Origin of the sequence: Paraburkholderia dipogonis, assembly GCF_042680985.1 — a bacterium.
Classification (GTDB): domain Bacteria; phylum Pseudomonadota; class Gammaproteobacteria; order Burkholderiales; family Burkholderiaceae; genus Paraburkholderia; species Paraburkholderia phytofirmans.
In genome coordinates, this window is record NZ_JBHUFR010000026.1 from 22,357 (window position 1) to 45,201 (window position 22,845).

Below are 22,845 nucleotides of genomic sequence, written 5' to 3' on the forward strand. Positions count from 1 at the left end.
GAGCATATGGTGATTGCTCCCTAGTCCAATCGGAGTTCGGTATGCGACGTCTTGCAATGACTGCGGCCGCATTGATGGCCGCTGGTTTCACCCTGTCCGCGAGTGCCCAGGTCGTAGTCACCATCGGTCATTCGGCGCCGCTCACCGGTCCGCAGGCGCCGAACGGCAAGGACAACGAGAACGGCGCACGGCTCGCCATCGACGAGCTGAACAAGTCGGGCGTCACCGTCGCGGGTCAGAAGGTCACCTTCAAACTGGACTCGGAAGACGACCAGGCGGACCCGAAAATCGGCGTGCAAGTCGCGCAGAAACTGGTCGACAGCGGCGTGGTCGCCGTGGTCGGACCGTATAACTCGGGCGTGGCGATTCCAGCATCGCGCGTCTACAACACCGGCAATGTGCCGATGCTGCCGGTCGCATCGAACCCGGCGCTGACGAAACAGGGTTTCAAGAACATCTTCCGGATCGGAGCGAGCGATGAGCAACTCGGCGGCACGATGGGCCAGTTCGCCGCGAAGACGTTGAAGGCCAAAACGGCCGCTGTCATCGACGACCGCACGGCGTATGGTCAGGGCGTCGCCGAACAGTTCGTGAAGGTCGCCAAGGCGAACGGCATCCAGATCATCGAGCAGGAGTTCACCAACTCGTCGGCGACGGATTTCCTCGGCATTCTGACGACCATCAAGGCCAAGAATCCCGACGTGATTTTCTTCGGCGGCTATGCGGCGCAGGGCGCGCCGATGGCCAAACAGATGCGCCAGCGCGGACTCAGGGCAAAGCTGCTCGGCGGCGACGGCATCTGCTCGGCCGACATGGGCAAGGTGGCGGGCGATGCGGCCTCGATCGTCTATTGCGCGCAGGGCGGCATTGCGCTGGAGAAGACAGCAGCCGGCCGCGAGTTCCTGCAAAAGTACAAGGCGGCCTACAACATCGATACGCAGGTCTACGCCGTGAGTTACTACGACGGCGTCAAGTTGCTGGCCGACGCCATGGTGAAAGCGGGCACGACAACGGACAAGGCCAAGCTGACCGCGCAGCTCGCGAAGGAAAACTATAAGGGCGTCGCCGGCACCTATTCGTTCGACGAGTACGGCGACCTGAAGGGCGCGCCGACCACCGTGTACGTCATCAAGAACGGCTTGCCCACGCCCTACGGCCAATAACCGCGGCCGGCCCATCCACTTCACGAAGCAGACATGAAAATTTCACGCACCATCCAGACCGTTGAAGTTCACACCGGCGGCGAGGCATTCCGCATTGTCACCAGCGGTTTGCCGCGTCTGCCCGGCGACACGATCGTCAAACGGCGCGCATGGCTGAAGGAAAACACCGACGATATCCGCCGGGCGCTGATGTTCGAACCGCGTGGACATGCCGATATGTACGGCGGTTATCTGACGGAACCGGTCAGCCCCAATGCCGACTTCGGCATCATCTTCCTTCACAACGAAGGGTATAGCGACCATTGCGGCCACGGTGTTATCGCGCTGTCGACGGCGGCGGTCGAACTGGGTTGGGTTCAGCGTGAGATACCCGAAACGCGCATCGGTATCGACGCGCCGTGCGGGTTCATCGAAGCATTCGTGAAGTGGGATGGCGAACACGCCGGCACCGTTCGCTTCGTCAATGTGCCGTCGTTTATCTGGAAGCAGGACGTGAGCGTCGAGACACCGTCGTTCGGTTCCGTGACGGGCGATATCGCGTTCGGCGGCGCGTTCTACTTTTACACCGACGGCGAGCCGCATGGTCTCGCGGTGCGGGAGTCGTCGGTGGAAGAACTTATCCGCTTCGGCGCCGAGGTCAAGCAGGCGGCCAATCAGGCGTTTCCTGTCGAGCATCCCTACATTCCCGAGATCAACCACATCTACGGCACGATCATCGCGAATGCGCCGCGGCATGCGGGGTCGACGCAAGCCAACTGCTGCGTATTCGCCGATCGTGAGGTGGACCGTTCGCCCACCGGCTCCGGAACGGGCGGCCGGGTCGCCCAGCTTTATTTACGTGGACAACTTGGCAAGGACGACACCCTCGTGAACGAGTCCATTATCGGCACCGTGTTCAAAGGGCGTGTCCTGAGCGAAACGACGGTGGGTGATTTCAAGGCCGTCATTCCGGAAGTCGAAGGCAACGCTTTTGTCTGCGGCTTTGCGACCTGGATCATCGACGAGCGGGATCCGCTCACCTACGGGTTCCTCGTCCGGTAGGCCGGACGACGAACGCCGCCTAGAACCGCTCGACCCACGGGCGGAGTTCGACTTCCCATGTCCACGCGCTGCGTTGCTGACGATGAATGTGAAGGTACTCCCTGGCAATCGCGTCGGGGTCCAGCCATTTGTCGTCGGCGTCTTCCGAGCCTCGCGCGCTGCTGGCAATGCCGCCGTCGATCACGAAATGCGCAACGTGAATATTCTTCGGCGCCAACTCGCGCGCCATGCATTGGGCCATGCCTCGCAGCGCGAATTTGCCCATGGCGAACGGGGTCGAGCCGGGTAGCCCCTTCACGCTGGCCGTTGCACCGGTCAGCAGGACAGTGCCGTGGCCGCGCGCCAACATGCGCATCGCCGCGGCCTGGGCGACGAGGAAGCCGCCGAGGGCGGTGATTTTGAAGGCTTCTTCGAGCTTCTGCGGCTCGATGGCTTCGAGTGGCGCGCGATAGCGGCCGCTCGCGTTGTAGACCACGAGATCGGGAGCGGCGAATGCTTTCTCCACGCGCTCGAAGAGGGCGGTGACCTGGTCCGGCTGACTGGCGTCGCAAGCAACGGGCAGGGCGCCCGTCTCGTTGACGAGTTCCGTCAGCTTGCCGGTGTCGCGGGCGGCGAGCGCGACCTGCATGCCCTCGGCCGCGAACAGGCGCGCTAGCGAGGCGCTCAAGCCCTTGCCCGCGCCGACAATCAATGCAGTCTCGGTTCGACTCATGGTTCCTCCGGAATCAACAGGGAAGCGTCGCGGCGTGGGTGTGCCGCGTCATGCCTTGCTGATTGTAGGCGTTCACCGTGAAATGCACCGGGGTGGCGGAGGGTGGCGCTGCCTGCTCAACCTGACGTTTCGATGACGCTCCAGATCCTTTCGTCGGAATCGCCGGTGAACCGTCTGGCGATAACAGCCCGGCACTTGTCGCAGCGATAGTGCTCGAGGGCTAGCGTGCCGTTGCACTCCGCGACACCGATCAGCGTGAGGTTGTCCTGCCGTTGCACATCGACTGGCAGGCCGTCGATATCGGAGCATCCATCGCAGACTTCCATGGCGCCTCCTGACGTTCGCATCCATCGTTCAAAAGAGCCCGCGTGAGACGGGCGAAGACTGATGCACCCGCAGCAGAGAACGCGGGCAAAACCAGTATCGGACGCTATGGAGCGATTGTGCAAGTGCAAAAAAATAAATTTGAAGGGGTTGGATGGGCGAGCGCCGCGTGCTTCAGTCGACCAGACTGGAACCCGTTCTCGCGACGACCAGAACGACACAACCGCTCGCGGATGAACTCGCATGGCTGGAGCCTGCCGCATAAGTCAGCGCATCGCCGGGCTGGAAACTGACGCCGTCGCTATCGGTGAAGACACCTTCCACAACGACAATCAACTCGGTCGTATCGTGGCGATGTGCGGGGCCCTGGGCTCCCGGGGCGACTTTCATCCAGTAGCTGGACCACGCGCCTTCCTCATCGTCCGACAGTGGAATCCAGAAATAGCCTGGAATGTCCGTGCCGCCGATTTGCAGCGGACGCCAATCGTCGTCATGAATCTTGTAGTGGCGCCGGCCGGCCAAAGCGGTGAAACCAACTGCCGGCATCCCGGTGATTTTCGATGAATTCATAGAGTTTCCTTAGTGCGATGCGTGCCGATCGATTGCGGCAAGTTCTGGCTGCACGTCGAGCATCATCGTAAGCGCTTAATCAGAAGCCGTGTGCTTGCAGTCGCGCTGCATACCGCTGGGCGAACAGTTCGAGGAAATAGACCGTCAACGCGCTTTATGCTTCCGCTCGCATTACCGCACGTCATGCGAAGGCCGGCGTTTCGCCGCGCAGCCAGTCGATCACGCTGCGGGTTGTCGGCGTGATCGTGCGACCGTGAGGAATCACGACAAAATACGCATCGCCGACCTTAACGGACGCTCCAGGGACGCGCATCAACTGGCCGCTATCGAGCAGGTCGCCCAGCAACCGGTGCCAACCGAGCGCGATGCCTTGCCCCTGCAACGCGGCCTGAATCGCATCGGTGTAAAGACTGCAGCGGAGTGCGTAATGCAATTTGGGCGGCCGCAATCCCGCCGACTGGAACCACGCTTCCCAACCCATCCAGCCTTCGGACGTCGAGTCGGACTCGATCAACGCGGCCTTCGCGAGGTCGGCGAGCGAAGGCGGCGAGCCATTCGCTTGCAACCACGCGGGCGAACAAACTGGAAACACTTCTTCGTCGAACAATGGCGAAGACGTGCCGTCCCGCCATTTCCCGTTGCCGTATCTCACTGCGATGTCCACGTCGTTGTGGCGCAGGTCAGCGGTGAACATCTGCGTGGTCAAACGAAGCTTCAACTGAGGTTCGAGAAGCCTCAGCGCCTGAAGCTTGGGCAGCACGCGGAAATGCGAAAAGGCTGCGGTAGTGGCGAGAACCAGTTCCTGTTCCTCAGTCCCGCTCGCGAGCCGGTCGAAGGCACCCGCAATGCGTTGCATCGATTCCGCGACCACGAGGTAGAGCGCCTCTCCCTCGTTCGTCAGTTTGATCGACCGGTGCAGCCGATGAAACAGGCGAACCCGCAGCGACTCTTCCAGAAACTTCACCTGCCTGCTCACGGCCGCTTGCGTGACACCGAGTTCATTCGCGGCCAAGGTAAAGCTGCTCAGCCGCGCGACAGCCTCGGATTCGACTAAAGCCGTCAGCGACGGTATGAGCCTTCGATAACCTTTTGCGCCTTCAGTCGCTGCTTTCATCTTTTGCTTGTGGGGTGGGAGAAGCCTGTGAGGGAAGCGGCAATGCGTCCATTGCGAGCCGCCGGTAAGAGTCGGGCTATGACTTCGGAAGATAAGCGAGCGGCGTGGATCGCCCCGCTTGGTGGTTACCCTTAACGCCCGGTTTGACCTCGTTTGCGAGCACGCGAAGGCATCGGCCCGAAAGCCTTGCTCACTGGCGGTTTGAGCGCATCCGGCAGTTCTCGCGGACGCTTGCCGTCAGCCATGCATAACCGTAGGTATGGCAAAGGGCACAGAAAATGTAGCTGGTTGAAGGTAATTGGCGATGTACGCTGTCATTAACGCAACAAACATTGGAGATACGCAATTCGGCGGTCGAAAATGTTAAGTGTCGGGAGGATAGTCGTGAATTATGCGACTTTGCGACGCTTGCGGCCATGGTTTCTAGACATGGCCCAAGGCGCGCGAATCACCGGCAGCCGCAACGCTCATCCCTGACCCGCACTCGACCGCTAAAGCGCGCGTATTCCTCTGCGCATAGGCGACTCGATAAGGGGCCTCCAGGTTTTCGAACTTGCCAGTTGGAATGACAGAATGACCCCAAACCTCACCTTCGCGTCGGAAGAGGCGGTGTATCCACGCGTCGCCACATCGAGCACGACGTCTTCGATCGCAGCATCCGCAGCCGTGCCGGCGAATGAAATTCTCAAGGTTCAAAACCTCTCGAAGATTTTCGGTCCGAAACCCGAACGCGCAGCGGAGTTATTGCAGCAGGGCCTCGGGCGCAACGAGATTTTCAAACAGACCGGCAATATGGTGGCGGTCGACAATGTCAGTCTCAGCGTCCGGGCAGGCGAGATCTTTGTGATCATGGGACTCTCCGGCTCCGGAAAGTCCACGCTGGTTCGCCTGTTGAATCGCCTGATCGAACCGACTTCGGGCAAAGTGGTTCTGGAAGGTCGCGACATCGCGCCCATGTCCACGCCGGAACTGCGTGAAGTACGGCGCAAGAAGATGGCAATGGTCTTTCAGTCATTCGCGCTGCTGCCCAACCGCACGGTGATCGATAACGTCGCGTACGGCCTCGAAGTCGCGGGCCTCACGAAGCAGGAACGGTACAAGGTCGCGCAAAGCGCGCTGGTGCGTGTCGGGCTCGGCTCCTACGAAAAGCTCTATCCGGGCGAACTGTCGGGCGGCATGCAGCAGCGCGTGGGGCTCGCTCGCGCGCTCGCCGTGAACCCGTCCGTGCTTCTGATGGACGAAGCTTTTTCGGCGCTCGACCCGCTCATTCGCTTCGAAATGCAGAACGAACTGCTGCGCCTGCAGAAAGAAGAACAGCGGACCGTGGTCTTCATTTCGCACGACATCGAAGAAGCGATCAAGATCGGCGGCAGGGTTGGCGTGATGAAAGACGGCCGGCTGGTTCAGGTCGGCACGCCGGTTGAACTGATCCAGACGCCTGCCGACGACTACGTGCGCAACTTCTTCCGCAATGTCGACGTGTCGCGCTTTCTCAAGGCTTCCAGCTTTCTCTCGAACGTCGACCGGGCGCGGATTTCGTGCGACGGCGGTGCGTCGTCGGACCGGTATCTGAATCAGCTTATCGACGCCGGTGTGGAATGCGGCTACGTCTGCGATGAAGCCGGCCGCTATCAGGGCTGCGTCACGCCTGCGTCCTTGCACAAATGCGGGAGCGGACCGATTCGCGATGCGCTGCTGCACGACATGGTCGCGGTGTCGTCGGATGCCGACTTGCACGAACTCTCGAACATCGCCCTCGGCCAGCAACACGACGTGCCGGTCGTCGACGCGGCCGGGAAACTTACCGGTGTCGTGTCGTGCCGCACGATTCTCAAACAGGTCATGGAACGGAGGGCGTCATGAATTCGTCAATTTTCGGGCGCGCGGCGGAAAACGCGGTCAACTTTCTGTTCCAGCATTTTCGCGGCGGCTTCGACGCGTTTTCCGCGGCCTTGGGCGCGGTCGTCAAGCTTCTCGAAGACGGTCTCGGCGCGATTCCTTTCGTCGTGATGCTGGTCGCGCTGGTCGCACTCGCGCTGTGGCGCAAAGGCTTCGTGTTCGCAGCCTTCGTCGGCATCGCGATCGAGGTCATTCACTACATGGGACTTTGGGCGCAAACCATGTCGACCCTCGCGCTGGTGATCGCGGCGACGCTTTGCAGTCTGCTGATCGGTATTCCGCTCGGCATCTGGGGTGCGCGCAACGCTCGCGTGGAAGTGATCGTGCGCTCGCTGCTCGATTTCATGCAGACCATGCCCGCGTTCGTGTATCTGATTCCGGCGGTCATTCTGTTTGGGCTCGGCCGCGTGCCCGCGGTGATCGCGACGATCGTCTTCGCCATGCCGCCGGTGGTTCGCCTTACCACGCTGGGAATCAAGCAGGTGCGAGAAGAGCTGATGGAAGCCGGGCGCTCGTTTGGCAGCACCGACACGCAGCTGCTCTGGAAGATTCAACTCCCGAACGCGTTGCCGTCCATCATGGCCGGCATCAATCAGACCATCATGATGGCGCTTTCAATGGTCGTGGTCGCTTCAATGATCGGTGCGGGCGGCCTGGGTGAATACGTGCTCAGCGGGATTCAGCGGCTCGACATCGGCATCGGTTTCGAAGGCGGTCTCGGTGTCGTTCTGCTCGCCATCATTCTCGACCGTCTGACTGAAAGTTTCGGCGTCAAATCCATCAAGAAGAAGAGCAAGGCGCGCACGTCGAAGCGTGCCGTGCGCGAGACAGCAAACAAACCCGCGGCTACGCAATAACAAAACAGCAAATTCTTTTAATAGCGAAGGAGTACCAGATGAACACCGGAATTCTCAAATCGTATGTGGTGAAGCTCGCCGCAACCGCACTCTGTTCCTTCGGCCTATACAGTGGCGCAGCGATGGCGGCTGCCCCGCTCAAGATTACGATCACGAACTGGGCCGACGTGCTGGCCGTTGCGAACGTGGCGAAGTACGTGATGGAGACGAAGCTGCAGCAGCCTGTGCAGTTTGTTCAGGCGGACATCGGCATTCAGTATCAAGGCGTCGCTCGCGGCGACGTCGATCTGATGGTGGGCGGGTGGCTGCCGGTCACGCACGGCATGTACTACGCGAAGTACAAGAACGACATGGACGACGTCGGCATCATCTATACCGGCGGGAAAAACGGCTGGGCGGTTCCGGCGTATGTGCCAGAGTCCGAGTTGTCGTCGATCGCCGATCTCAACAAGCCGGACGTCAAGAGCAAACTGAACAGCACCATTCAAGGCATCGAACCCGGCGGCGGTCTGATGCAGGCCTCCGAGAAGACCATCAAGGAATACAACCTGGCGGGCTACAACCTGCAATCTTCCAGCGAAGCAGGGATGCTTGCGTCGATCCAGCGCGCGTACCAGTCGAAACAGTGGATTGTCGCCACGGTATGGAGTCCCCATTGGCTGTTCCAGAAGTGGCAAATGCGCTATCTGAAAGATCCGAAAGGCACCTTGGGCGGCGAAGAACAGATCCATGCCTTCGGCTCCAAGCAGTTCGCCACCAAATTCCCGCGCGCGGATGTCTTCATGAAGCATTTCAAGCTGACGCTCGCCGACGTGGAAGCGATCGAGTTCGAGGGAAACAGCACGAACGACTACGCCACCGCGGCGAAGAAATTCGTCGACGCGCACCCGGACAAATTGAAAGCGTGGCTTGAGAAGTAACGTTGGATCCCAGGCGCGTACGAGCGCAGATGCCCGAGGCGGCGCGCCACGAAATATTGCTTTATGACTAGCACGGAGTATGTCTGTGAACGATAACGTTCGATTCTTTTCAGAGAGCCTGCAAGACCGTGACCCGGTCATCTCGTCGGAAATCGCGCTGGAACTGCGTCGCCAGCAGTCCCAGATTGAACTGATTGCGTCCGAGAACATCGTGTCGGCAGCCGTGATGGAAGCGCAGGGAACCGTCCTCACCAACAAGTACGCCGAAGGCTATCCGTCCAAGCGCTATTACGGCGGCTGTGAACACGTCGACCGTATCGAAGCGCTCGCGATCGATCGCGTCAAGGCCTTGTTCGACTGTGAATTCGCCAACGTGCAGCCACATTCCGGCGCTCAGGCAAACGGCGCGGTCATGCTCGCGCTTTTAAAGCCGGGCGATACGGTGCTCGGCATGTCGCTCGACGCAGGCGGCCATCTGACGCATGGCGCCCGCCCGGCGTTGTCCGGCAAATGGTTCAACGCGGTTCAGTACGGCGTCGACCGGGACACGCTGCGCATCGATTATGACGAAATCAGACGCCTCGCTGAGGCGCATCGTCCCAAGCTCATCATCGCGGGCTATTCAGCCTATCCGCGCGCGCTCGACTTCGCGAAGTTCCGGGAGATCGCCGACAGCGTCGGCGCGCTGTTGATGGTCGACATGGCGCACATAGCCGGCATCGTCGCCGCCGGCCGGCACGAGAACCCGGTGCGTTTCGCGGACGTGGTGACGTCCACCACGCACAAGACGCTTCGCGGTCCGCGCGGCGGCTTCATTCTCACGAATAACGCCGACATCGCGAAGAAAATCAACTCCGCAGTGTTCCCCGGTCTGCAAGGCGGCCCGCTCATGCATGTCATCGCGGGCAAAGCCGTGGCGTTCGCCGAGGCTTTGCGTCCCGAGTTCACGACTTACATCGACCAGGTTTTGCAAAACGCGCAAGCACTCGGTGAAGTGTTGAAACTGGGCGGTGTCAACCTCGTCACCGGTGGCACCGATAACCATCTTCTTCTCGTCGACCTGCGCCCGAAGGGACTCACCGGCACGCAGGTGGAAAAGGCGCTTGAACGCGCCGGCATTACCTGCAACAAGAACGGTATTCCATTCGACACGGAAAACCCGACGGTGACATCCGGCATTCGCCTCGGCACGCCGGCTGGCACGACGCGTGGCTTCGGCGTCAAGCAGTTCGAGGAAGTGGGCGCGCTCATGCTCGAAGTCCTGGCGGCGCTGGAAAAACAGCCGGCCGGCGATGAACTCGTCGAGCGTTCGGTGCGCAGCCGCGTTCGCGATATATGCAGCCGTTTTCCGATTTATACGCACGCCGAAACGGTGGTCTAAGGCGGGTGCGGGCGTTTTTTGGTCGAACCGCGCCGCGCATTCGCGGCATTGATTTTCAACACTACGTCGCTGCAATGAACGGCACAGTTTGCCATCACGAAGACATTGCAGTGGCAGTTCGAATTGGGAGAGACACTGATGAGCTTCGAGGGAGTACATGCGCCTTTGGTCACGCCGTTCAAAGCCGACGGCGAAATCGATCATGACCTGCTTGGGCAACACGCGCTCGACCTCGCCGGACGAGGCCTGTCGGGTCTCGGCGTCGGCGGCACGACCGGCGAATACTACGCGCTCAGTTTCGAGGAACGTGTGCGCACGTTTCATACCGTGGCCGAAGCCGCGGGCGGAAAGACGTTCCTGACGGCGGGAATCAACGCCACGACAACACGCGAAGTGTTGCGGCTGGGACAGGAAGCGAAGAAGGCAGGGCTTTCGGCATTGCTGGTAGCCGCGCCGTACTACGCGCAGCCGACCCAGGACGAGCTGTTGCAGCACCTGCTCGCGGTCGACGACAGTCTCGACATGCCGATCATGCTCTACAACTTTCCGGCGCGCACGGGCACGGACATTAGCGACCGCGTGCTCGAGGAACTGATCGAGCGCCGCAACTTTGTCGCCATGAAGGAAAGCACCGGCGACATCGCGCATCTGCATCACCTTGCCACGCATTTCCGCAGCAAGCTCGTGCTGAGTTGCGGCATGGACGACCAGGCGCTGGAGTTTTTCGTCTGGGGTGCGCGGAGCTGGGTTGCCGGCGCGGCGAATTTCCTTCCTGAAGTGCATGTCGAATTGCTCGAAGCCTGCGTCAAACGAAACGACTTCACAACCGGTCGCGAGTTGATGACGCAACTGCTGCCCGTGCTGGAACTGCTTGAGCGAAGCGGCAAGTTTATCCAGTATGTGCGCTACGGCTGTGAACTGGCGGGCACACAGGTGGGCAACGCGCGCGCGCCGCTCGGCACGCTCACGGACGACGAGCGCCGCGAGTTCGCGAAGCTCGTGCAGCCGCTGCTGCGCAAGGGACGCTGATTTGCATGGCCTCGAAACTGGAATTCGCTCGTCTTCCCGCTGCCGACGGTGTGAATGGCTGGTGGGAAAGTCTGCCCGCGCCACCCGCCGTGAAGACCTTGCGCGGCGACAGGCGCTTTGATTTCGTGGTGGTCGGCGGGGGAATCACAGGACTTTGCGCGGCTCGGCGTTTGGCCGAGTTGGCGCCGGAGGCATCCGTCGCGCTCGTCGAGGCGGATCGTATTGGCCGCTCGACGGCGGGGCGCAATTCGGGTTTCTTTGTCGATTTGCCCCACGACATCAGCAGTGAAAGCTATTCGAGAAGTGTCGACGCGGATAAGGCCGACGTGCGGATGCAGCGCCACGGCATCGACTACGTACGGGCGATTGTCCGCGCAGAGGGCATCGAGTGCGACTGGCGCGACGACGGCAAATACCACGCGTCGGCGAACAAACGCGGCAAGGAGGCGCTCGAACACTTCGCTGACGGCTTGCGGCGTATCGGCGAGAAGTTCGAATGGCTCGACGAGGCCGGTATCGCGAAAGTTACCGGCACGTCGTTCTATCACAGTGCGATATTCACACCCGGCTGCAGCACCGTGCAGCCGGCGGCATTGATGCGCGGCCTCGCGCGAACCATGCCGTCGAATGTGGAAGTGTTCGAGCTCAGTGCCGTCAGACGGCTCGAACACATGCCTACCGGCAAGGTGCTGTCCTTTGCCGAAGGCACGATCACGGCCGCTAACGTGATTCTTTGTACGAATGCTTACGCGGCGACTTTTGGCGAACATCCGAATGGCTTGCTGCCGGTCTACACCTTCGCCTCGATGAGCCGCGTCATGAAGCAGGCGGAGATCGAGGCGCTCGGCGGAATCAATTCGTGGGCGCTGATTCCGGCGGATCCGATGGGGACCACCGTACGCCGTCTGAACACGGACCGCATCTGCGTTCGCAATCACTTTGCGTTCCGGCCGGGGCTGGAGGTGTCAGAGGCGGATTTGCGCAAAGCGCGACATCTGCATCAACGTTCCTTCGAGCGCCGCTTCCCTTTACTGAAGAACGTCGAACTGGAATACACATGGGGCGGCGCGCTGTGTCTGTCCGCGAATAGCGGAGCGCTGTTCGGCAAACGGGACGACGGCCTGTACCAGGCGATCGGGTGCAACGGCTTGGGGCTCAGCCGAGGTTCCGCATCGGGAAAGGTCATTGCCGAGTTCGCCCTGGGCATGACGAACGACATGACTCAGCAACTGCTACGGCAACCGAAGCCGCGCCCGCTGCCCATGCGCCCCATTGCCGATGTTGCGGTTTCGGCAGCCATCTGGGTGAAGGAGTTCTCGGCGGGCGTCGAACTTTAATTGATTAAGGATACGAAATGACGACACTTGAGGAATGGAAGCAAAGGGCCGACGCATTGTCGCTGGACGGGCGCGCCTTGATCGCCGGGGCGCGTTGTCAGGCCGCATCCGGTGAGACGTTTCAGACGTTGAATCCGTCGAATGGCAAGGTGCTTGCCGACATCGCGCGTTGTGAGAAGAAAGACGTCGACCGCGCGGTCGTTGCCGCGCGCGAGGCTTTCGGTTCCGGCGTGTGGTCGAAAGCGGCGCCGGCACGGCGCAAGTCCGTGCTGCTCAAGCTCGCGCAATTGATCGAAGACCACACCGACGAATTGGCCGCGCTGGAAGCACTCGAAGCCGGCAAGCCGATTTCGGAATGTCTCGGCTTGGACATTCCGGAGTCGGCCGCCTGCATTCGCTGGCACGCGGAAGTCACCGACAAGCGTTACGACGCGCTTTCGCCTTCGGGCAGTAGCGTGGTGAGCATGATTACGCGCGAGCCGATCGGCGTCGTCGGCGCCGTTCTGCCGTGGAATTTCCCTGCACTGATGCTCGCGTGGAAGATCGGACCGGCTCTGTCGGTCGGCAATAGCGTGATTGTGAAACCCGCGGAGCAAACCTCGCTCGCGACACTGCGCATTGCGGATCTCGCATTGGAAGCCGGCATTCCGGCGGGCGTGTTCAGTGTCGTCACGGGATTCGGCGAGGCCGCCGGGCAAGCGCTGGGACGCCACCCCGACGTGGATTTGATCGCGTTCACCGGGTCCACCGAAACCGGCAAGCTGTTTCTTCACTACTCAGCGGATACGAACCTGAAACGGGTCATTCTCGAATGCGGTGGAAAGAATCCGCAGGTCGTACTGCCCGACGTCGCCAACCTCGACGCCGTCGCGGAGCAGGCGGTCGCCGCGGCCTTCTGGAACATGGGCGAGAATTGCAGTGCCGGTTCGCGGTTGCTGGTGCATGGCGGCATGAAGGACGCGCTGCTGGAAAAAATCGGGCATGTGCTCGAAACGTGGAAGACCGGCAATCCGCTCGACCCCGACGTGAAGCTCGGCGCATTGATCGAGCAGAAGCACTATGAAAAAGTACTCGGTCACATCGAAAAGGCCAAGGCGGAGGGCGCGCGGCTCGTCTGCGGCGGCAAGGCTGTTCTGGTGGACACCGGTGGCTGGTATGTCGAGCCGGCGATCTTCGATAACGTGACGCCTGACATGAGCATCGCACGCGATGAAGTGTTCGGCCCGGTGCTATGCATCATCGAATACAGCGACATCGACGAAGCCGTCCAGATCGCCAACGATACCTGCTATGGATTGGCCGCCTCGTTGTGGACCGATAACGTCAACCACGCGCACAAGGTGGCGGCTAGAATCCGCGCGGGGACGGTGACGGTCAACTGCTTCGGCGAAGGCGATCTGTCGACGCCGTTCGGCGGCTTCAAGCAGTCGGGCTTCGGCGGACGGGACAAGTCGGTCTATGCACACGACCAGTATTGCGAGCTGAAAACCACCTGGCTGAAGCTCGACTGACCACGACACGGCGAGTGCCGAACATCTCAGGAAACGACCACACTATGCGGCTAGGATTCATTGGAACCGGCACCATCACGCGGGCGATCGTCACCGGCCTGCTGCGGGTGGCCGCGCCTTTCGAGAGTATTACCCTGTCGCCGCGCAACGCCGGAACCGCCGCCGCGCTTGCCGCGCTGGATTCGCGTATTTCCGTTTGCCGGACCAATCAGGAGGTGCTCGATTCCTGCGACGTGGCGTGCCTCGCCGTGGTGCCGCAAATCGCGTCGGAAGTGCTGGAGGCGCTCGACTTCACCGCGCGCCACACTATCCTCAGCTTGATGGCCGGCATCTCGATAGCGGACGTGCAGCGGATGACCCGCAGCGGCGGCACCGTGGTTCGCGCGATACCGTTGCCCGCAGTCGCGGCCGCGAGGGGAAGCACAGCGATCTGCCCGCCGCACGAAGTGGCGCGGCGCCTGTTCGCTTCCGTGGGCGCCGCAGTCGAAGTCGACGACGAAAGAAAGTTCGATGCGTTGTCGGCAGTGACCGCGACCATGGCGAGCTTCTACGCGGTGCTCGAAACGCAGGCGGCATGGCTGGTCAAGCAAGGCGTGGAGTACGACTCGGCGCGGGCGTATCTTTCCGCTTATTGCGTCGGACTTGCCAACGACGCGGTCGAACGCGCGCAACCGTTCTCGTCGCTGGTGGAGCAATCCATGACGCCCGGCGGAATCAACGAACAACTCCACACCGAACTCTCGCGCCGAGGCTCGTACTCGCACTACAGCGACGCGCTGGACCACGTGATGGGCCGCATCGAAGGAAAGGCGTAGTCTCGGCGCCTTTCACTTTCATGGTGCGTTAGCGTGGCGAGTCGTCGGCGCCCGCCGAGGCGGGTTGACCGCACTTGCCGCCGCGTCGGGCGAAGCCCAGAATGATCGGCATGACGCACGCGGCGTACCGCCGAAGGCGACGCGCGGTGACTATTGTCGGCCCGACCTCCCAATGACTGTCCGCTGCCGGTTTGCGGTCTCCCCACGTTTGACCGCCTTCAAGGTGATGAACATGCAGAAGAAGCAACTGTTTGCCGACCGATTATTGGCGCAAATGCCGTCGCTCCGCGCATTACGGTGCTTTGTGACGGCCGCGCGCTACGAGAGCTTCACCCAGGCAGCGGATGTGCTGTGCGTGACGCAGGCGGCGATCAGCAGGCAAATCAAGGAACTCGAGGATACGCTGGACGTCGCGCTGTTCGAACGAACCGGCCGGCACATCGCGTTGACGGACGCCGGCCGTATTTTGTACAACGCCTCGTACCTGTCGATCATGAATATCGCCGAGGCCGCCGAAGTGGTGCGCCGCTCGGACAAGCACGTGCTGAACATCTGTATTTCGCATACGTTTTCCGCGTTGTGGCTGTCGTCCAGGCTGCCGCGTTTTCGCAGGAAATTCCCGGAAATCAAACTCAACGTGACGGTGACCGAGCACTTCATGGAGCTGGACGAGCTCATGCAGCCGGACGTCATCATCACGAAGAACCCGCCGCGCGAGCCCGAGTACGACGTCGAGCCGCTGTTTCACGATGTCGTCTATCCGGTCTGCAGCCGGGCGTTCTTCGAGAGTCATTTCCAGAGCAAGGCGCTCAAGCCGTTGGACCTCTTGATGCAGCCCACGCTGCATCTGTCTTTGCTGGGCCGTGCGCAGGTTTGCGAGCATGTCGACTGGCGCGTATGGCGCAACTGGTTTCAGCAGGGCGACGGCTCTGAAAGGTATGCGCTGGGCGAGCATTTCGAAAGCAACGACTATCGGCTGCTGGTTTCGCTGGCGCAGGCCGGCGAAGGCACCTTGCTCGGCTGGCATCACCTTGTGCATCGTCAGATCGACGAAGGAACGCTGGTGCGCCCGGTGCAGGATGCGCTCGTCTTTCATGACAGACATCACTACGTCATCACTCACAAGAATGCGAGGAACCGCCCGGAATACGAGAAGTTCCGCGAGTGGATCGGCGCCGAGGTCGACGAGATGATGAAGGAGTGGCCCGGCGCGCCTTCCGCTGCGACGCAGTAGGTTGCCGCACGCTGAACGGCGGTCCATGGTCCAGCGTGCGCGATGTACTGCTGCGGCGCCAGGACCAGCCGCGCTTAGTTTGGCAGCATCCGCCGATCCACTTTTGTTATCGCCCCCTCCAATACTCGAATTGTTGGCGAATCGCACCGCTCGTATATTGGCTGAACCGTCAGCGCAAGCGCACCCGCAGCACTGACACACAAACAGCCGGCATACAACAACACAAAGGCACGCCGCTCAGGCCTGCCACAGGAGCACAGCGATGAATCGAATCGATCTGGAGGGGCGCGTCGTCGCCATTACCGGCGGCGCGCGTGGCATCGGCTACGCGGTGGCGCAACGGGCGCTGAACTCGGGCGCGTCGGTCGCGCTATGGGACGTGGACGCAGAACGCCTCGCACGCAGCCAGCGTGAGCTCAGCGAACTGGGCAAAGTCACGGCGGTCTGCGTCGAACTCACGCAGGAAGCCGCCGTCGCCCAAGCCGTGGCGCAAACCGTCGCCGATCACGGCGCGATCGACGTGCTGATCAATTGCGCCGGCATCACCGGCGGCAACGGCACCACGTGGGAACTGGAACCCGACGTCTGGCGCCGTGTGATCGACGTCAACCTGATCGGCCCGTATCTCACCTGCCGCGCGGTCGTGCCGCAAATGCTCAAGCAGGGCTATGGCCGGATCGTCAATATCGCGTCGGTGGCCGGCAAGGAAGGCAACCCGAACGCCTCGCACTACAGCGCCTCCAAGGCAGGCCTTATCGGCCTGACCAAATCGCTCGGCAAAGAACTCGCGACGAAGAACATTCTCGTCAATGCCGTCACGCCCGCCGCGGCCAAAACCGAGATCTTCGACTCGATGTCGCAGCAGCACATCGACTACATGCTCTCGAAGATTCCGATGAACCGCTTTCTGATGCCCGAAGAAGCGGCGTCGCTGATTCTGTGGCTCTCGTCCGAGGACTGCGCGTTCAGCACCGGTTCAGTATTCGATCTGTCCGGCGGGCGCGCAACATACTGAGGCGCTGTGGCATGACGCGCGCCTGAACTCGGCAGCGGTCCACAAGATAAGAAAACGCAGAGCCGCCGAGCGTGCGCGCTCTGCGAAGGAGACGACATGGAAGCGCATGCGCCCGTTTCACTCGAGGCGATCAACAGCAAGGTGATGCGACGGCTGCTGCCGTTTCTGCTGCTGATGTACGTGCTGGCGTTTCTCGATCGCGCCAATATCGGTTTCGCGCAAAAGGCCTTGCAGCACGATACCGGCCTGTCGAACGCGGCTTTTGCGTTCGGTGCGGGCGTGTTCTTCATCGGCTATGCATTATTCGAAGTCCCGAGCAATCTGCTGCTGCATCGGGTCGGCGCGCGTGTATGGATGTGCCGGATCATGGTGACATGGGGGCTCGTGTCGGCAGCGATGTGCCTCGCTCATACGCCCACGGCTTTCTATTCGCTGCGGTTTCTGCTCGGCGTCGCCGAGGCGGGTTTCTTTCCCGGCGTGATCTATTACCTCACGCACTGGTTTCCGCAGTCGGCCCGAGCGCGCGCGGTGGGTGTCTTCTATTTCGGCGCGCCGCTGGCGTTTATTTTCGGCAGTCCATTGTCGGGCTCGCTCCTCGAATTGCACGGTGCACTCGGCCTGACCGGCTGGCAATGGCTCTTTCTGGTGGAGGGCGCGCTGGCTTCGGCGGTGGGCGTGTGGGCCTTCTGGTATCTCGACAATCGTCCCGAAGACGCGCGTTGGCTCGAGCCGCAAGAGCGCGCCAGCCTGCGCGCGGCTCTCGACGAAGACGCGCTGCTCGCGTCCGCTCACGGTCCGCATCGCATTCTCGCGGCGCTGGTGGACCGTCGCGTGTTGCTGCTGTCGGCAATCTATCTGCTGATCCAGATGAGCGTGTACGGCGTGATCTTTTATCTGCCGCAGCAAGTGGCCGCATTCCTCGGCACGACGGTCGGCTTGCGTGTCGGACTCGTCGCCGCGTTGCCGTGGCTGTGCGCGTTGGCCGTGACCTGGTATGTGCCGCGCCGTGCGGATCGCACGGGTGAGCATCGGCGCTGGGCGGTGGTGTTGCTGATCGTCGCCGGACTCGGCATTGGCGTGTCGGGACTCGTGCATAGCCCGCTGTTCGGCCTGCTCGCGCTGTGTTGCGCGGCGAGCGGTTTCATCGCGGCGCAGCCGCTCTTCTGGACCTTCCCCACGCGGTATCTCACAGGCGCCGCCGCGGCGGGCGGCATCGCGTTGATCAATTCGCTCGGCGGACTCGGCGGCTTCATTGCGCCGAGTCTGCGCACCGCGGCGGAACACGCGTTTGCGTCGACCTCGGCGGGACTCGTCGTGCTGGGCGTGTCGAGTCTGCTTGCCGCGCTGCTGATCGGCACGCTCTTACGCCGCGATCCCGCCAAGTCGCGCGCAACTTTCGAAACCTTACTGCATCGCGCCCGCTAGGCGCTCGCTCGACGCACTCATAACGGAGCTCCATTCATGGCCATGCCTACCATCCGGCACGTGCGTGCCTTCATCGTCCGCGGCGGCGGTGCGGATTATCACGACCAACCCGGCGGACACTGGATCGACGATCACATCTCCACGCCGATGGCGCGTTATCCAGAGTATCGTCAGAGCCGCCAGTCGTTCGGTATCAACGTGCTGGGCACGCTCGTGGTGGAGATCGAAGCAAGCGACGGCACCGTCGGTTTCGCGGTGACGACGGGCGGCGAGATCGGCGCGTTCATCGTCGAGAAACATCTCGCGCGTTTTCTCGAAGGCCAACTCGTGACCGACATCGAGAAGATGTGGGATCAGATGTACTTCTCGACTTTGTACTACGGCCGCAAGGGCGTGGTGCTGAATACGATCTCGGGCGTCGACCTCGCGTTGTGGGATCTGCTCGCGAAAGTGCGCAAGGAGCCGGTGTACCAGCTATTGGGAGGTCCGGTGCGCGACGAACTCGTGTTCTATGCAACCGGCGCGCGGCCCGATCTGGCGAAGGAAATGGGTTTCATCGGCGGCAAACTGCCGTTGCAGCATGGTCCGGCCGAAGGCGAAGCGGGCCTCAAGCAGAATCTGGAGAAGCTCGCGGACATGCGCAGCCGCGTCGGCGACGACTTCTGGCTGATGTACGACTGCTGGATGAGTCTCGACGTGCCGTACGCAACGCGGCTTGCGCAAGCCGCGCACGAATACGGCCTGAAATGGATCGAAGAATGCCTGCCGCCCGACGACTACTGGGGTTACGCCGAACTGCGCCGCAACGTGCCGCGCGGCATGATGGTGTCGACCGGCGAACACGAAGCGACGCGCTGGGGCTTTCGTATGCTGCTGGAAATGCAATGCTGCGATCTGATTCAACCGGATGTCGGCTGGTGCGGCGGCATTACCGAATTGATCAAGATCTCCGCGCTCGCCGATGCGCACAATGTGATGGTGGTGCCGCACGGTTCGTCGGTGTATAGCTATCACTTCGTGGTCACGCGGCACAACTCGCCGTTCGCCGAGTTTCTGATGATGGCGCCCAAGGCCGACGAAGTCGTGCCGATGTTCACACCGCTGCTGCTCGACGAACCGGTGCCGGTGAATGGGCGCATGAAGGTGCCGGACACGCCGGGTTTCGGCGTGCGGCTGAATCCGGAATGCGCGTTGGTGCGGCCTTATCCGCGGTGATTGCGCGTAATCCGCCGCAAGGTAGAAACATCAAAGGAGAATGACGTGCTGCTCAAGGACAAGGCCGTAATCGTCACCGGCGGCTCGCGTGGCATCGGCCGCGCGATAGCGGTTGCGTGCGCCGCCGAAGGCGCGGACGTGGCGATCAACTACTGGGGCGATAACGACGCGTCGTATGGACGCCGCTCCTCCGTCGCGGAAGTGGTCGCCGAAATCGAGGCGCTGGGGCGGCGCGCGATTGCGATCGAAGGCAATGTCGCCGCGCGCGAAACCGGTCAGGAGTTAGTGCGCCATACGGTCGAAGCTTTCGGCAAAGTCGACGTGCTCGCCAGCAACGCCGGTATCTGCCCGTTCCATGCGTTTCTCGATATGCCGCCGGAAGTGCTGGAGTCGACGGTGGCGGTCAATCTGAACGGCGCGTTCTACGTTACGCAAGCCGCCGCGCAACAGATGAAGTTGCAAGGCACGGGCGGCGCGATCGTGGCGACGAGTTCGATCAGCGCGCTAGTGGGCGGCGGCATGCAAACGCATTACACGCCGACCAAGGCCGGCGTGCATTCGCTGATGCAATCCTGCGCCGTGGCGTTGGGACCGTACGGCATTCGCTGCAACTCGGTGATGCCGGGCACCATCGCCACCGACCTGAATGCGGAAGACCTCGCCGACGAAGCGAAAAAAGCCTACTTTGAAAAGCGCATTCCGCTCGGCAGGCTTGGCCGTCCGGAAGATGTCGCCGATTGTGTGACATTCCTCGCTTCCGACCGCGCGCGCTATGTGACGGGCGCGGCGTTGCTGGTGGACGGTGGTCTCTTCGTCAACCTGCAGTAACGCGCCGATGCCGATGTCAGTTCACCGGAGCCGAAGACGCGACCACGGAGTCGGCAGCGGCCGCGGTGGTGTCGTCGCGCTTGAGCTTGCGCGAGAAACCGCGCAACAGGTCGATGAAACGCAATGCCGGTTCGGCGAGTGGTTCTTCCTTGCGCGTGAGAATGCCGAAGCCGGAGAGCGACTTGCCGATTTCGAGCGGCAACGCGACGAGCAGTTTGCCGCGCAAATGATCGCGCACCACCGACTCGGGCAGCATCGCCACCGCATCGTAATTCTCGAGCAATTGCAGCGTGGCGAAGATCGACGCGCATTCGGTCAGATTCACCGGCGTGGCGAGTCCGGCACGCGCGAGTTCCTCTTCGAACAGCACGCGCGCCGGACTAGTGACGGGTTGCGCCACCCACGGCCAGTCGATCAGTTCACGCAAGCTAAGGCGCGCGCGCTGCGCAAGCGGATGCACCGAGCGCACCACCAGCAACAAGGTCTCGCGCGCGAGCGGTTCGAAACTGAAATCGTTGTGTTGCAGGGGGCTTGTCAGTCGCCCGAGCGCGAGGTCGACTTCGCGGCGATGCAGCAATTGCACGACCTGGTCACTGGTTTCGCCGAGAATGCGCACGTTCAGCAGCGGGCTCTCGGTCTTCAGCGCGGCGACCGCCATGGCCAGCAGATCGGGCGCGGCGCCCATGATCGCGCCGACCGTCAATTGCCCATGACCGCCGCGGCGCTTCACGTCGAGGTCTTCGGCGAAACGGGTCAGCTCGGCGAGCGCGCGCCGCGCGTAAGCCAGCGTGACGACGCCGAGCGGCGTGGGCGTCATGCCGCGCGCGTTGCGCTCGAACAGCAGGAAGCCGAACGCTTCTTCGATATCGCCGAGCATGCGGCTCGCGCTCGGCTGGGCCACGTTGACGGCCTCGGCGGCCTGATGGAGATTGCGCGCGTCGTCGAGCGCGACGAGCAGCGCGAGGTGCTTGAACTTGAGCCGATTGACGAGTGCGACGGTGGCTGAGTGTTGGCTCATGGGGCGGGTGCGATTCGGTTTGTGGATCGCCCAATCCCAACTACGGATTGAGATGCTATCGACGCAGGAATTATAGTCGCATCAGACGCTTCCACGTTCGCTGGAAAAGCGCCCGGATACGACGGGAGATAGGCCGCAATGGAGACAATCGCTTTCCGGATGGTGCTCAACCCCGGCATGCGCGAGGAATACGAAAGACGTCATGCGCAAATCTGGCCCGAGCTGGTTGACGCGTTGCACAACGCCGGTGTGCGCGACTACCGGATTTTCTTCGATCCCGACTCGAATCATCTGTTCGCCATCCTCACGCGCAACAGCCATCACACCATGGACGAACTGCCGCAACTCGACGTGATGCGCAAATGGTGGGACTACATGGCCGACATCATGCACACGGCCCCGGACCACACGCCGGTGCAGCAGCCGCTCGAACCGGTCTTTCATTTGAACTCGCTGAGTTGAATTGAGTCGATTCGATCCGACTGGCTCTCAAACCTCGAAACGATTATCACCGGACGGAGGATGTCGCATGCAGGTGGTCGATTCGCATATTCACTTGTGGGATCTGAAGACGCATCGCTATCCGTGGCTGGAAAACCCGGGCGTGTCGTTCGTGGGCGACGCGCGCGATCTGAAACACGACTACCTGCTCGACGACCTGTTGCGCGAAGCGGGCGACATCGACGTGCTGAAACTCGTGCACGTGGAGGCGAATCACGATCCCGCCGATCCGGTCGAAGAAACGCGCTGGCTGCAGTCGATTGCTGATCGCAAGGAATCGCGCGGCATGCCGAACGCGATCGTCGCCGCCGTGGATCTGTCCGCACCGAATGCGCCGGCCGTGCTCGAAGCGCATGCGTCGTTCGCCAGCACGCGTGGAATACGGCAGATTCTGAACGTGCACGAGAACAAGCTGTTCGATTACGTCGGCCGTCATTTCATGCGCGAGCCGCAGTGGCGCGAGCATTTTGCATTGCTGCGCCGTTACGGCATGTCGTTCGATCTGCAACTGTATCCGTCACAGATGGAAGAGGCGGCAGCGCTGGCGCGCGAACATGACGACACGCAGTTCGTGATCAATCACGCGGGCATGTTCGTCGACCGCAGCAGCGTGGCCGGCTATCGCGCATGGCGCGAAGGCATGCGCTTACTCGCGGATTGCCCGAATGTCGCCGTAAAAATCAGCGGACTCGCGATGTTCGATCATCGGTGGACTGTGGAAAGCCTGCGGCCTTACTTGCTCGAAACGATCGACACGTTCGGTGTCGAGCGCGCAATGTTCGCGTCGAACTTTCCGGTCGACCGGCTGTTCGGCTCTTACGCGGATTTGTGGCATGCGTATGCGGCGATTGTCGAGGGCGCGAGCGTCGCTGAAAAAGAAGCATTGTTTTGCCGCAACGCGGAACGTTGCTACCGAATTTAGAAAGAAGGAGACAC

Annotated in this window: 22 protein-coding genes; 17 read left to right on the plus strand and 5 right to left on the minus strand. The window is 61.7% G+C overall.

Translation table 11 applies throughout. The annotated features are described in order from the left end of the window. Positions 1 to 41: 41 nt before the first annotated feature. The gene (locus ACFSNN_RS29910; protein ID WP_134464003.1) at positions 42 to 1,163 is read left to right on the plus strand and encodes a branched-chain amino acid ABC transporter substrate-binding protein; all 1,122 of its coding nucleotides are present in this window, start codon (positions 42 to 44) and stop codon (positions 1,161 to 1,163) included. A 33-nt stretch (positions 1,164 to 1,196) separates the two neighbouring features. After that, positions 1,197 to 2,204: a trans-3-hydroxy-L-proline dehydratase gene (gene lhpH / locus ACFSNN_RS29915; RefSeq protein WP_134464005.1), complete on the plus strand. Its 1,008-nt coding sequence runs from the start codon at positions 1,197 to 1,199 to the stop codon at positions 2,202 to 2,204. 19 nt (positions 2,205 to 2,223) lie between these two features. Here the strand turns inward: lhpH and ACFSNN_RS29920 are convergent, their stop codons facing one another. The 4 genes from ACFSNN_RS29920 to ACFSNN_RS29935 form a co-directional block, all read right to left on the minus strand. Next, positions 2,224 to 2,916 carry an SDR family NAD(P)-dependent oxidoreductase gene (locus tag ACFSNN_RS29920; protein WP_134464007.1) on the minus strand — a complete coding sequence of 231 codons (693 nt, stop codon included), beginning with the start codon at positions 2,914 to 2,916 and terminating at the stop codon, positions 2,224 to 2,226. 116 nt (positions 2,917 to 3,032) lie between these two features. After that, entirely contained in the window at positions 3,033 to 3,242 is a 210-nt protein-coding gene (locus ACFSNN_RS29925; protein WP_134464009.1) for a hypothetical protein, read from the minus strand. A 172-nt stretch (positions 3,243 to 3,414) separates the two neighbouring features. Continuing rightward, positions 3,415 to 3,810, minus strand: coding sequence for a cupin domain-containing protein (locus ACFSNN_RS29930; protein WP_134464011.1), 396 nt, complete (start codon positions 3,808 to 3,810; stop codon positions 3,415 to 3,417). Between the two features lie 181 nt (positions 3,811 to 3,991). Further along, positions 3,992 to 4,924 carry a LysR substrate-binding domain-containing protein gene (locus tag ACFSNN_RS29935; RefSeq protein WP_134464013.1) on the minus strand — a complete coding sequence of 311 codons (933 nt, stop codon included), beginning with the start codon at positions 4,922 to 4,924 and terminating at the stop codon, positions 3,992 to 3,994. A 573-nt stretch (positions 4,925 to 5,497) separates the two neighbouring features. Between ACFSNN_RS29935 and ACFSNN_RS29940 the strand changes: the two genes are divergently transcribed. From ACFSNN_RS29940 to ACFSNN_RS30000, 13 genes are all read left to right on the plus strand, one after another. Next, entirely contained in the window at positions 5,498 to 6,787 is a 1,290-nt protein-coding gene (locus tag ACFSNN_RS29940; RefSeq protein ID WP_134464015.1) for a quaternary amine ABC transporter ATP-binding protein, read from the plus strand. After that, on the plus strand, positions 6,784 to 7,680 hold the full coding sequence (locus ACFSNN_RS29945; protein WP_134464017.1) for an ABC transporter permease: 897 nt from the start codon (positions 6,784 to 6,786) through the stop codon (positions 7,678 to 7,680). The genes ACFSNN_RS29940 and ACFSNN_RS29945 overlap by 4 nt, the downstream gene beginning before the upstream one ends. A 38-nt stretch (positions 7,681 to 7,718) precedes the next feature. Beyond that, on the plus strand, positions 7,719 to 8,600 hold the full coding sequence (locus tag ACFSNN_RS29950; protein WP_134464019.1) for a glycine betaine ABC transporter substrate-binding protein: 882 nt from the start codon (positions 7,719 to 7,721) through the stop codon (positions 8,598 to 8,600). A gap of 79 nt (positions 8,601 to 8,679) precedes the next feature. Further along, complete coding sequence (locus ACFSNN_RS29955) at positions 8,680 to 9,981, plus strand: serine hydroxymethyltransferase (protein ID WP_166799365.1); 1,302 nt, start codon at positions 8,680 to 8,682, stop codon at positions 9,979 to 9,981. Between the two features lie 138 nt (positions 9,982 to 10,119). Continuing rightward, positions 10,120 to 11,010, plus strand: a complete 891-nt coding sequence (locus tag ACFSNN_RS29960; RefSeq protein ID WP_134464023.1) for a dihydrodipicolinate synthase family protein — start codon at positions 10,120 to 10,122, stop codon at positions 11,008 to 11,010. A 5-nt stretch (positions 11,011 to 11,015) separates the two neighbouring features. Further along, positions 11,016 to 12,347 (plus strand): NAD(P)/FAD-dependent oxidoreductase, encoded by a 1,332-nt coding sequence (locus ACFSNN_RS29965; protein ID WP_134464025.1) that lies wholly within the window; start codon positions 11,016 to 11,018, stop codon positions 12,345 to 12,347. Between the two features lie 17 nt (positions 12,348 to 12,364). After that, a complete protein-coding gene (locus ACFSNN_RS29970; RefSeq protein ID WP_134464027.1) occupies positions 12,365 to 13,858 on the plus strand; it encodes an aldehyde dehydrogenase in 1,494 nt (497 codons plus the stop codon). A gap of 44 nt (positions 13,859 to 13,902) precedes the next feature. Then, the gene (locus ACFSNN_RS29975) at positions 13,903 to 14,673 is read left to right on the plus strand and encodes a pyrroline-5-carboxylate reductase (protein ID WP_134464029.1); all 771 of its coding nucleotides are present in this window, start codon (positions 13,903 to 13,905) and stop codon (positions 14,671 to 14,673) included. Between the two features lie 232 nt (positions 14,674 to 14,905). After that, a complete protein-coding gene (locus ACFSNN_RS29980) occupies positions 14,906 to 15,907 on the plus strand; it encodes a LysR substrate-binding domain-containing protein (RefSeq protein WP_134464031.1) in 1,002 nt (333 codons plus the stop codon). 262 nt (positions 15,908 to 16,169) lie between these two features. After that, entirely contained in the window at positions 16,170 to 16,922 is a 753-nt protein-coding gene (locus ACFSNN_RS29985) for an SDR family NAD(P)-dependent oxidoreductase (RefSeq protein WP_121308937.1), read from the plus strand. A 96-nt stretch (positions 16,923 to 17,018) separates the two neighbouring features. Then, positions 17,019 to 18,347 (plus strand): MFS transporter, encoded by a 1,329-nt coding sequence (locus ACFSNN_RS29990; RefSeq protein ID WP_134464033.1) that lies wholly within the window; start codon positions 17,019 to 17,021, stop codon positions 18,345 to 18,347. 36 nt (positions 18,348 to 18,383) lie between these two features. After that, a complete protein-coding gene (rhmD, locus tag ACFSNN_RS29995; RefSeq protein ID WP_012427543.1) occupies positions 18,384 to 19,562 on the plus strand; it encodes an L-rhamnonate dehydratase in 1,179 nt (392 codons plus the stop codon). A gap of 45 nt (positions 19,563 to 19,607) precedes the next feature. After that, positions 19,608 to 20,390: an SDR family NAD(P)-dependent oxidoreductase gene (locus ACFSNN_RS30000; protein WP_134464035.1), complete on the plus strand. Its 783-nt coding sequence runs from the start codon at positions 19,608 to 19,610 to the stop codon at positions 20,388 to 20,390. 16 nt (positions 20,391 to 20,406) lie between these two features. Here ACFSNN_RS30000 and ACFSNN_RS30005 read toward each other — a convergent pair whose 3' ends face one another. After that, the gene (locus ACFSNN_RS30005; RefSeq protein ID WP_134464037.1) at positions 20,407 to 21,408 is read right to left on the minus strand and encodes a LysR family transcriptional regulator; all 1,002 of its coding nucleotides are present in this window, start codon (positions 21,406 to 21,408) and stop codon (positions 20,407 to 20,409) included. 138 nt (positions 21,409 to 21,546) lie between these two features. Here ACFSNN_RS30005 and rhaM point away from each other — a divergent pair, with 138 nt between their 5' ends. Together rhaM and ACFSNN_RS30015 are read left to right on the plus strand one after the other, a co-directional pair. Beyond that, on the plus strand, positions 21,547 to 21,870 hold the full coding sequence (gene rhaM / locus ACFSNN_RS30010; protein ID WP_134464039.1) for an L-rhamnose mutarotase: 324 nt from the start codon (positions 21,547 to 21,549) through the stop codon (positions 21,868 to 21,870). A 67-nt stretch (positions 21,871 to 21,937) separates the two neighbouring features. Next, entirely contained in the window at positions 21,938 to 22,831 is an 894-nt protein-coding gene (locus ACFSNN_RS30015; protein ID WP_134464041.1) for an amidohydrolase family protein, read from the plus strand. Positions 22,832 to 22,845 lie beyond the last annotated feature (14 nt).

Excerpts from the sequence above, each read along its gene's own strand:
- ACFSNN_RS29965 (WP_134464025.1), top strand. The coding sequence starts at position 11,016 with ATGGCCTCGAAACTGGAATTCGCTCGTCTTCCCGCTGCCGACGGTGTG.
- ACFSNN_RS29945 (WP_134464017.1), top strand. The coding sequence starts at position 6,784 with ATGAATTCGTCAATTTTCGGGCGCGCGGCGGAAAACGCGGTCAACTTT.
- ACFSNN_RS29930 (WP_134464011.1), bottom strand. The coding sequence starts at position 3,810 with ATGAATTCATCGAAAATCACCGGGATGCCGGCAGTTGGTTTCACCGCT.
- ACFSNN_RS29985 (WP_121308937.1), top strand. The coding sequence starts at position 16,170 with ATGAATCGAATCGATCTGGAGGGGCGCGTCGTCGCCATTACCGGCGGC.
- ACFSNN_RS29990 (WP_134464033.1), top strand. The coding sequence starts at position 17,019 with ATGGAAGCGCATGCGCCCGTTTCACTCGAGGCGATCAACAGCAAGGTG.
- ACFSNN_RS29920 (WP_134464007.1), bottom strand. The coding sequence starts at position 2,916 with ATGAGTCGAACCGAGACTGCATTGATTGTCGGCGCGGGCAAGGGCTTG.
- rhmD (WP_012427543.1), top strand. The coding sequence starts at position 18,384 with ATGGCCATGCCTACCATCCGGCACGTGCGTGCCTTCATCGTCCGCGGC.
- rhaM (WP_134464039.1), top strand. The coding sequence starts at position 21,547 with ATGGAGACAATCGCTTTCCGGATGGTGCTCAACCCCGGCATGCGCGAG.
- ACFSNN_RS29950 (WP_134464019.1), top strand. The coding sequence starts at position 7,719 with ATGAACACCGGAATTCTCAAATCGTATGTGGTGAAGCTCGCCGCAACC.
- ACFSNN_RS29975 (WP_134464029.1), top strand. The coding sequence starts at position 13,903 with ATGCGGCTAGGATTCATTGGAACCGGCACCATCACGCGGGCGATCGTC.
- ACFSNN_RS30015 (WP_134464041.1), top strand. The coding sequence starts at position 21,938 with ATGCAGGTGGTCGATTCGCATATTCACTTGTGGGATCTGAAGACGCAT.
- ACFSNN_RS30005 (WP_134464037.1), bottom strand. The coding sequence starts at position 21,408 with ATGAGCCAACACTCAGCCACCGTCGCACTCGTCAATCGGCTCAAGTTC.
- ACFSNN_RS29940 (WP_134464015.1), top strand. The coding sequence starts at position 5,498 with ATGACCCCAAACCTCACCTTCGCGTCGGAAGAGGCGGTGTATCCACGC.
- ACFSNN_RS29955 (WP_166799365.1), top strand. The coding sequence starts at position 8,680 with ATGTCTGTGAACGATAACGTTCGATTCTTTTCAGAGAGCCTGCAAGAC.
- ACFSNN_RS29910 (WP_134464003.1), top strand. The coding sequence starts at position 42 with ATGCGACGTCTTGCAATGACTGCGGCCGCATTGATGGCCGCTGGTTTC.
- ACFSNN_RS29960 (WP_134464023.1), top strand. The coding sequence starts at position 10,120 with ATGAGCTTCGAGGGAGTACATGCGCCTTTGGTCACGCCGTTCAAAGCC.
- lhpH (WP_134464005.1), top strand. The coding sequence starts at position 1,197 with ATGAAAATTTCACGCACCATCCAGACCGTTGAAGTTCACACCGGCGGC.
- ACFSNN_RS29935 (WP_134464013.1), bottom strand. The coding sequence starts at position 4,924 with ATGAAAGCAGCGACTGAAGGCGCAAAAGGTTATCGAAGGCTCATACCG.
- ACFSNN_RS29980 (WP_134464031.1), top strand. The coding sequence starts at position 14,906 with ATGCAGAAGAAGCAACTGTTTGCCGACCGATTATTGGCGCAAATGCCG.
- ACFSNN_RS29970 (WP_134464027.1), top strand. The coding sequence starts at position 12,365 with ATGACGACACTTGAGGAATGGAAGCAAAGGGCCGACGCATTGTCGCTG.
- ACFSNN_RS29925 (WP_134464009.1), bottom strand. The coding sequence starts at position 3,242 with ATGGAAGTCTGCGATGGATGCTCCGATATCGACGGCCTGCCAGTCGAT.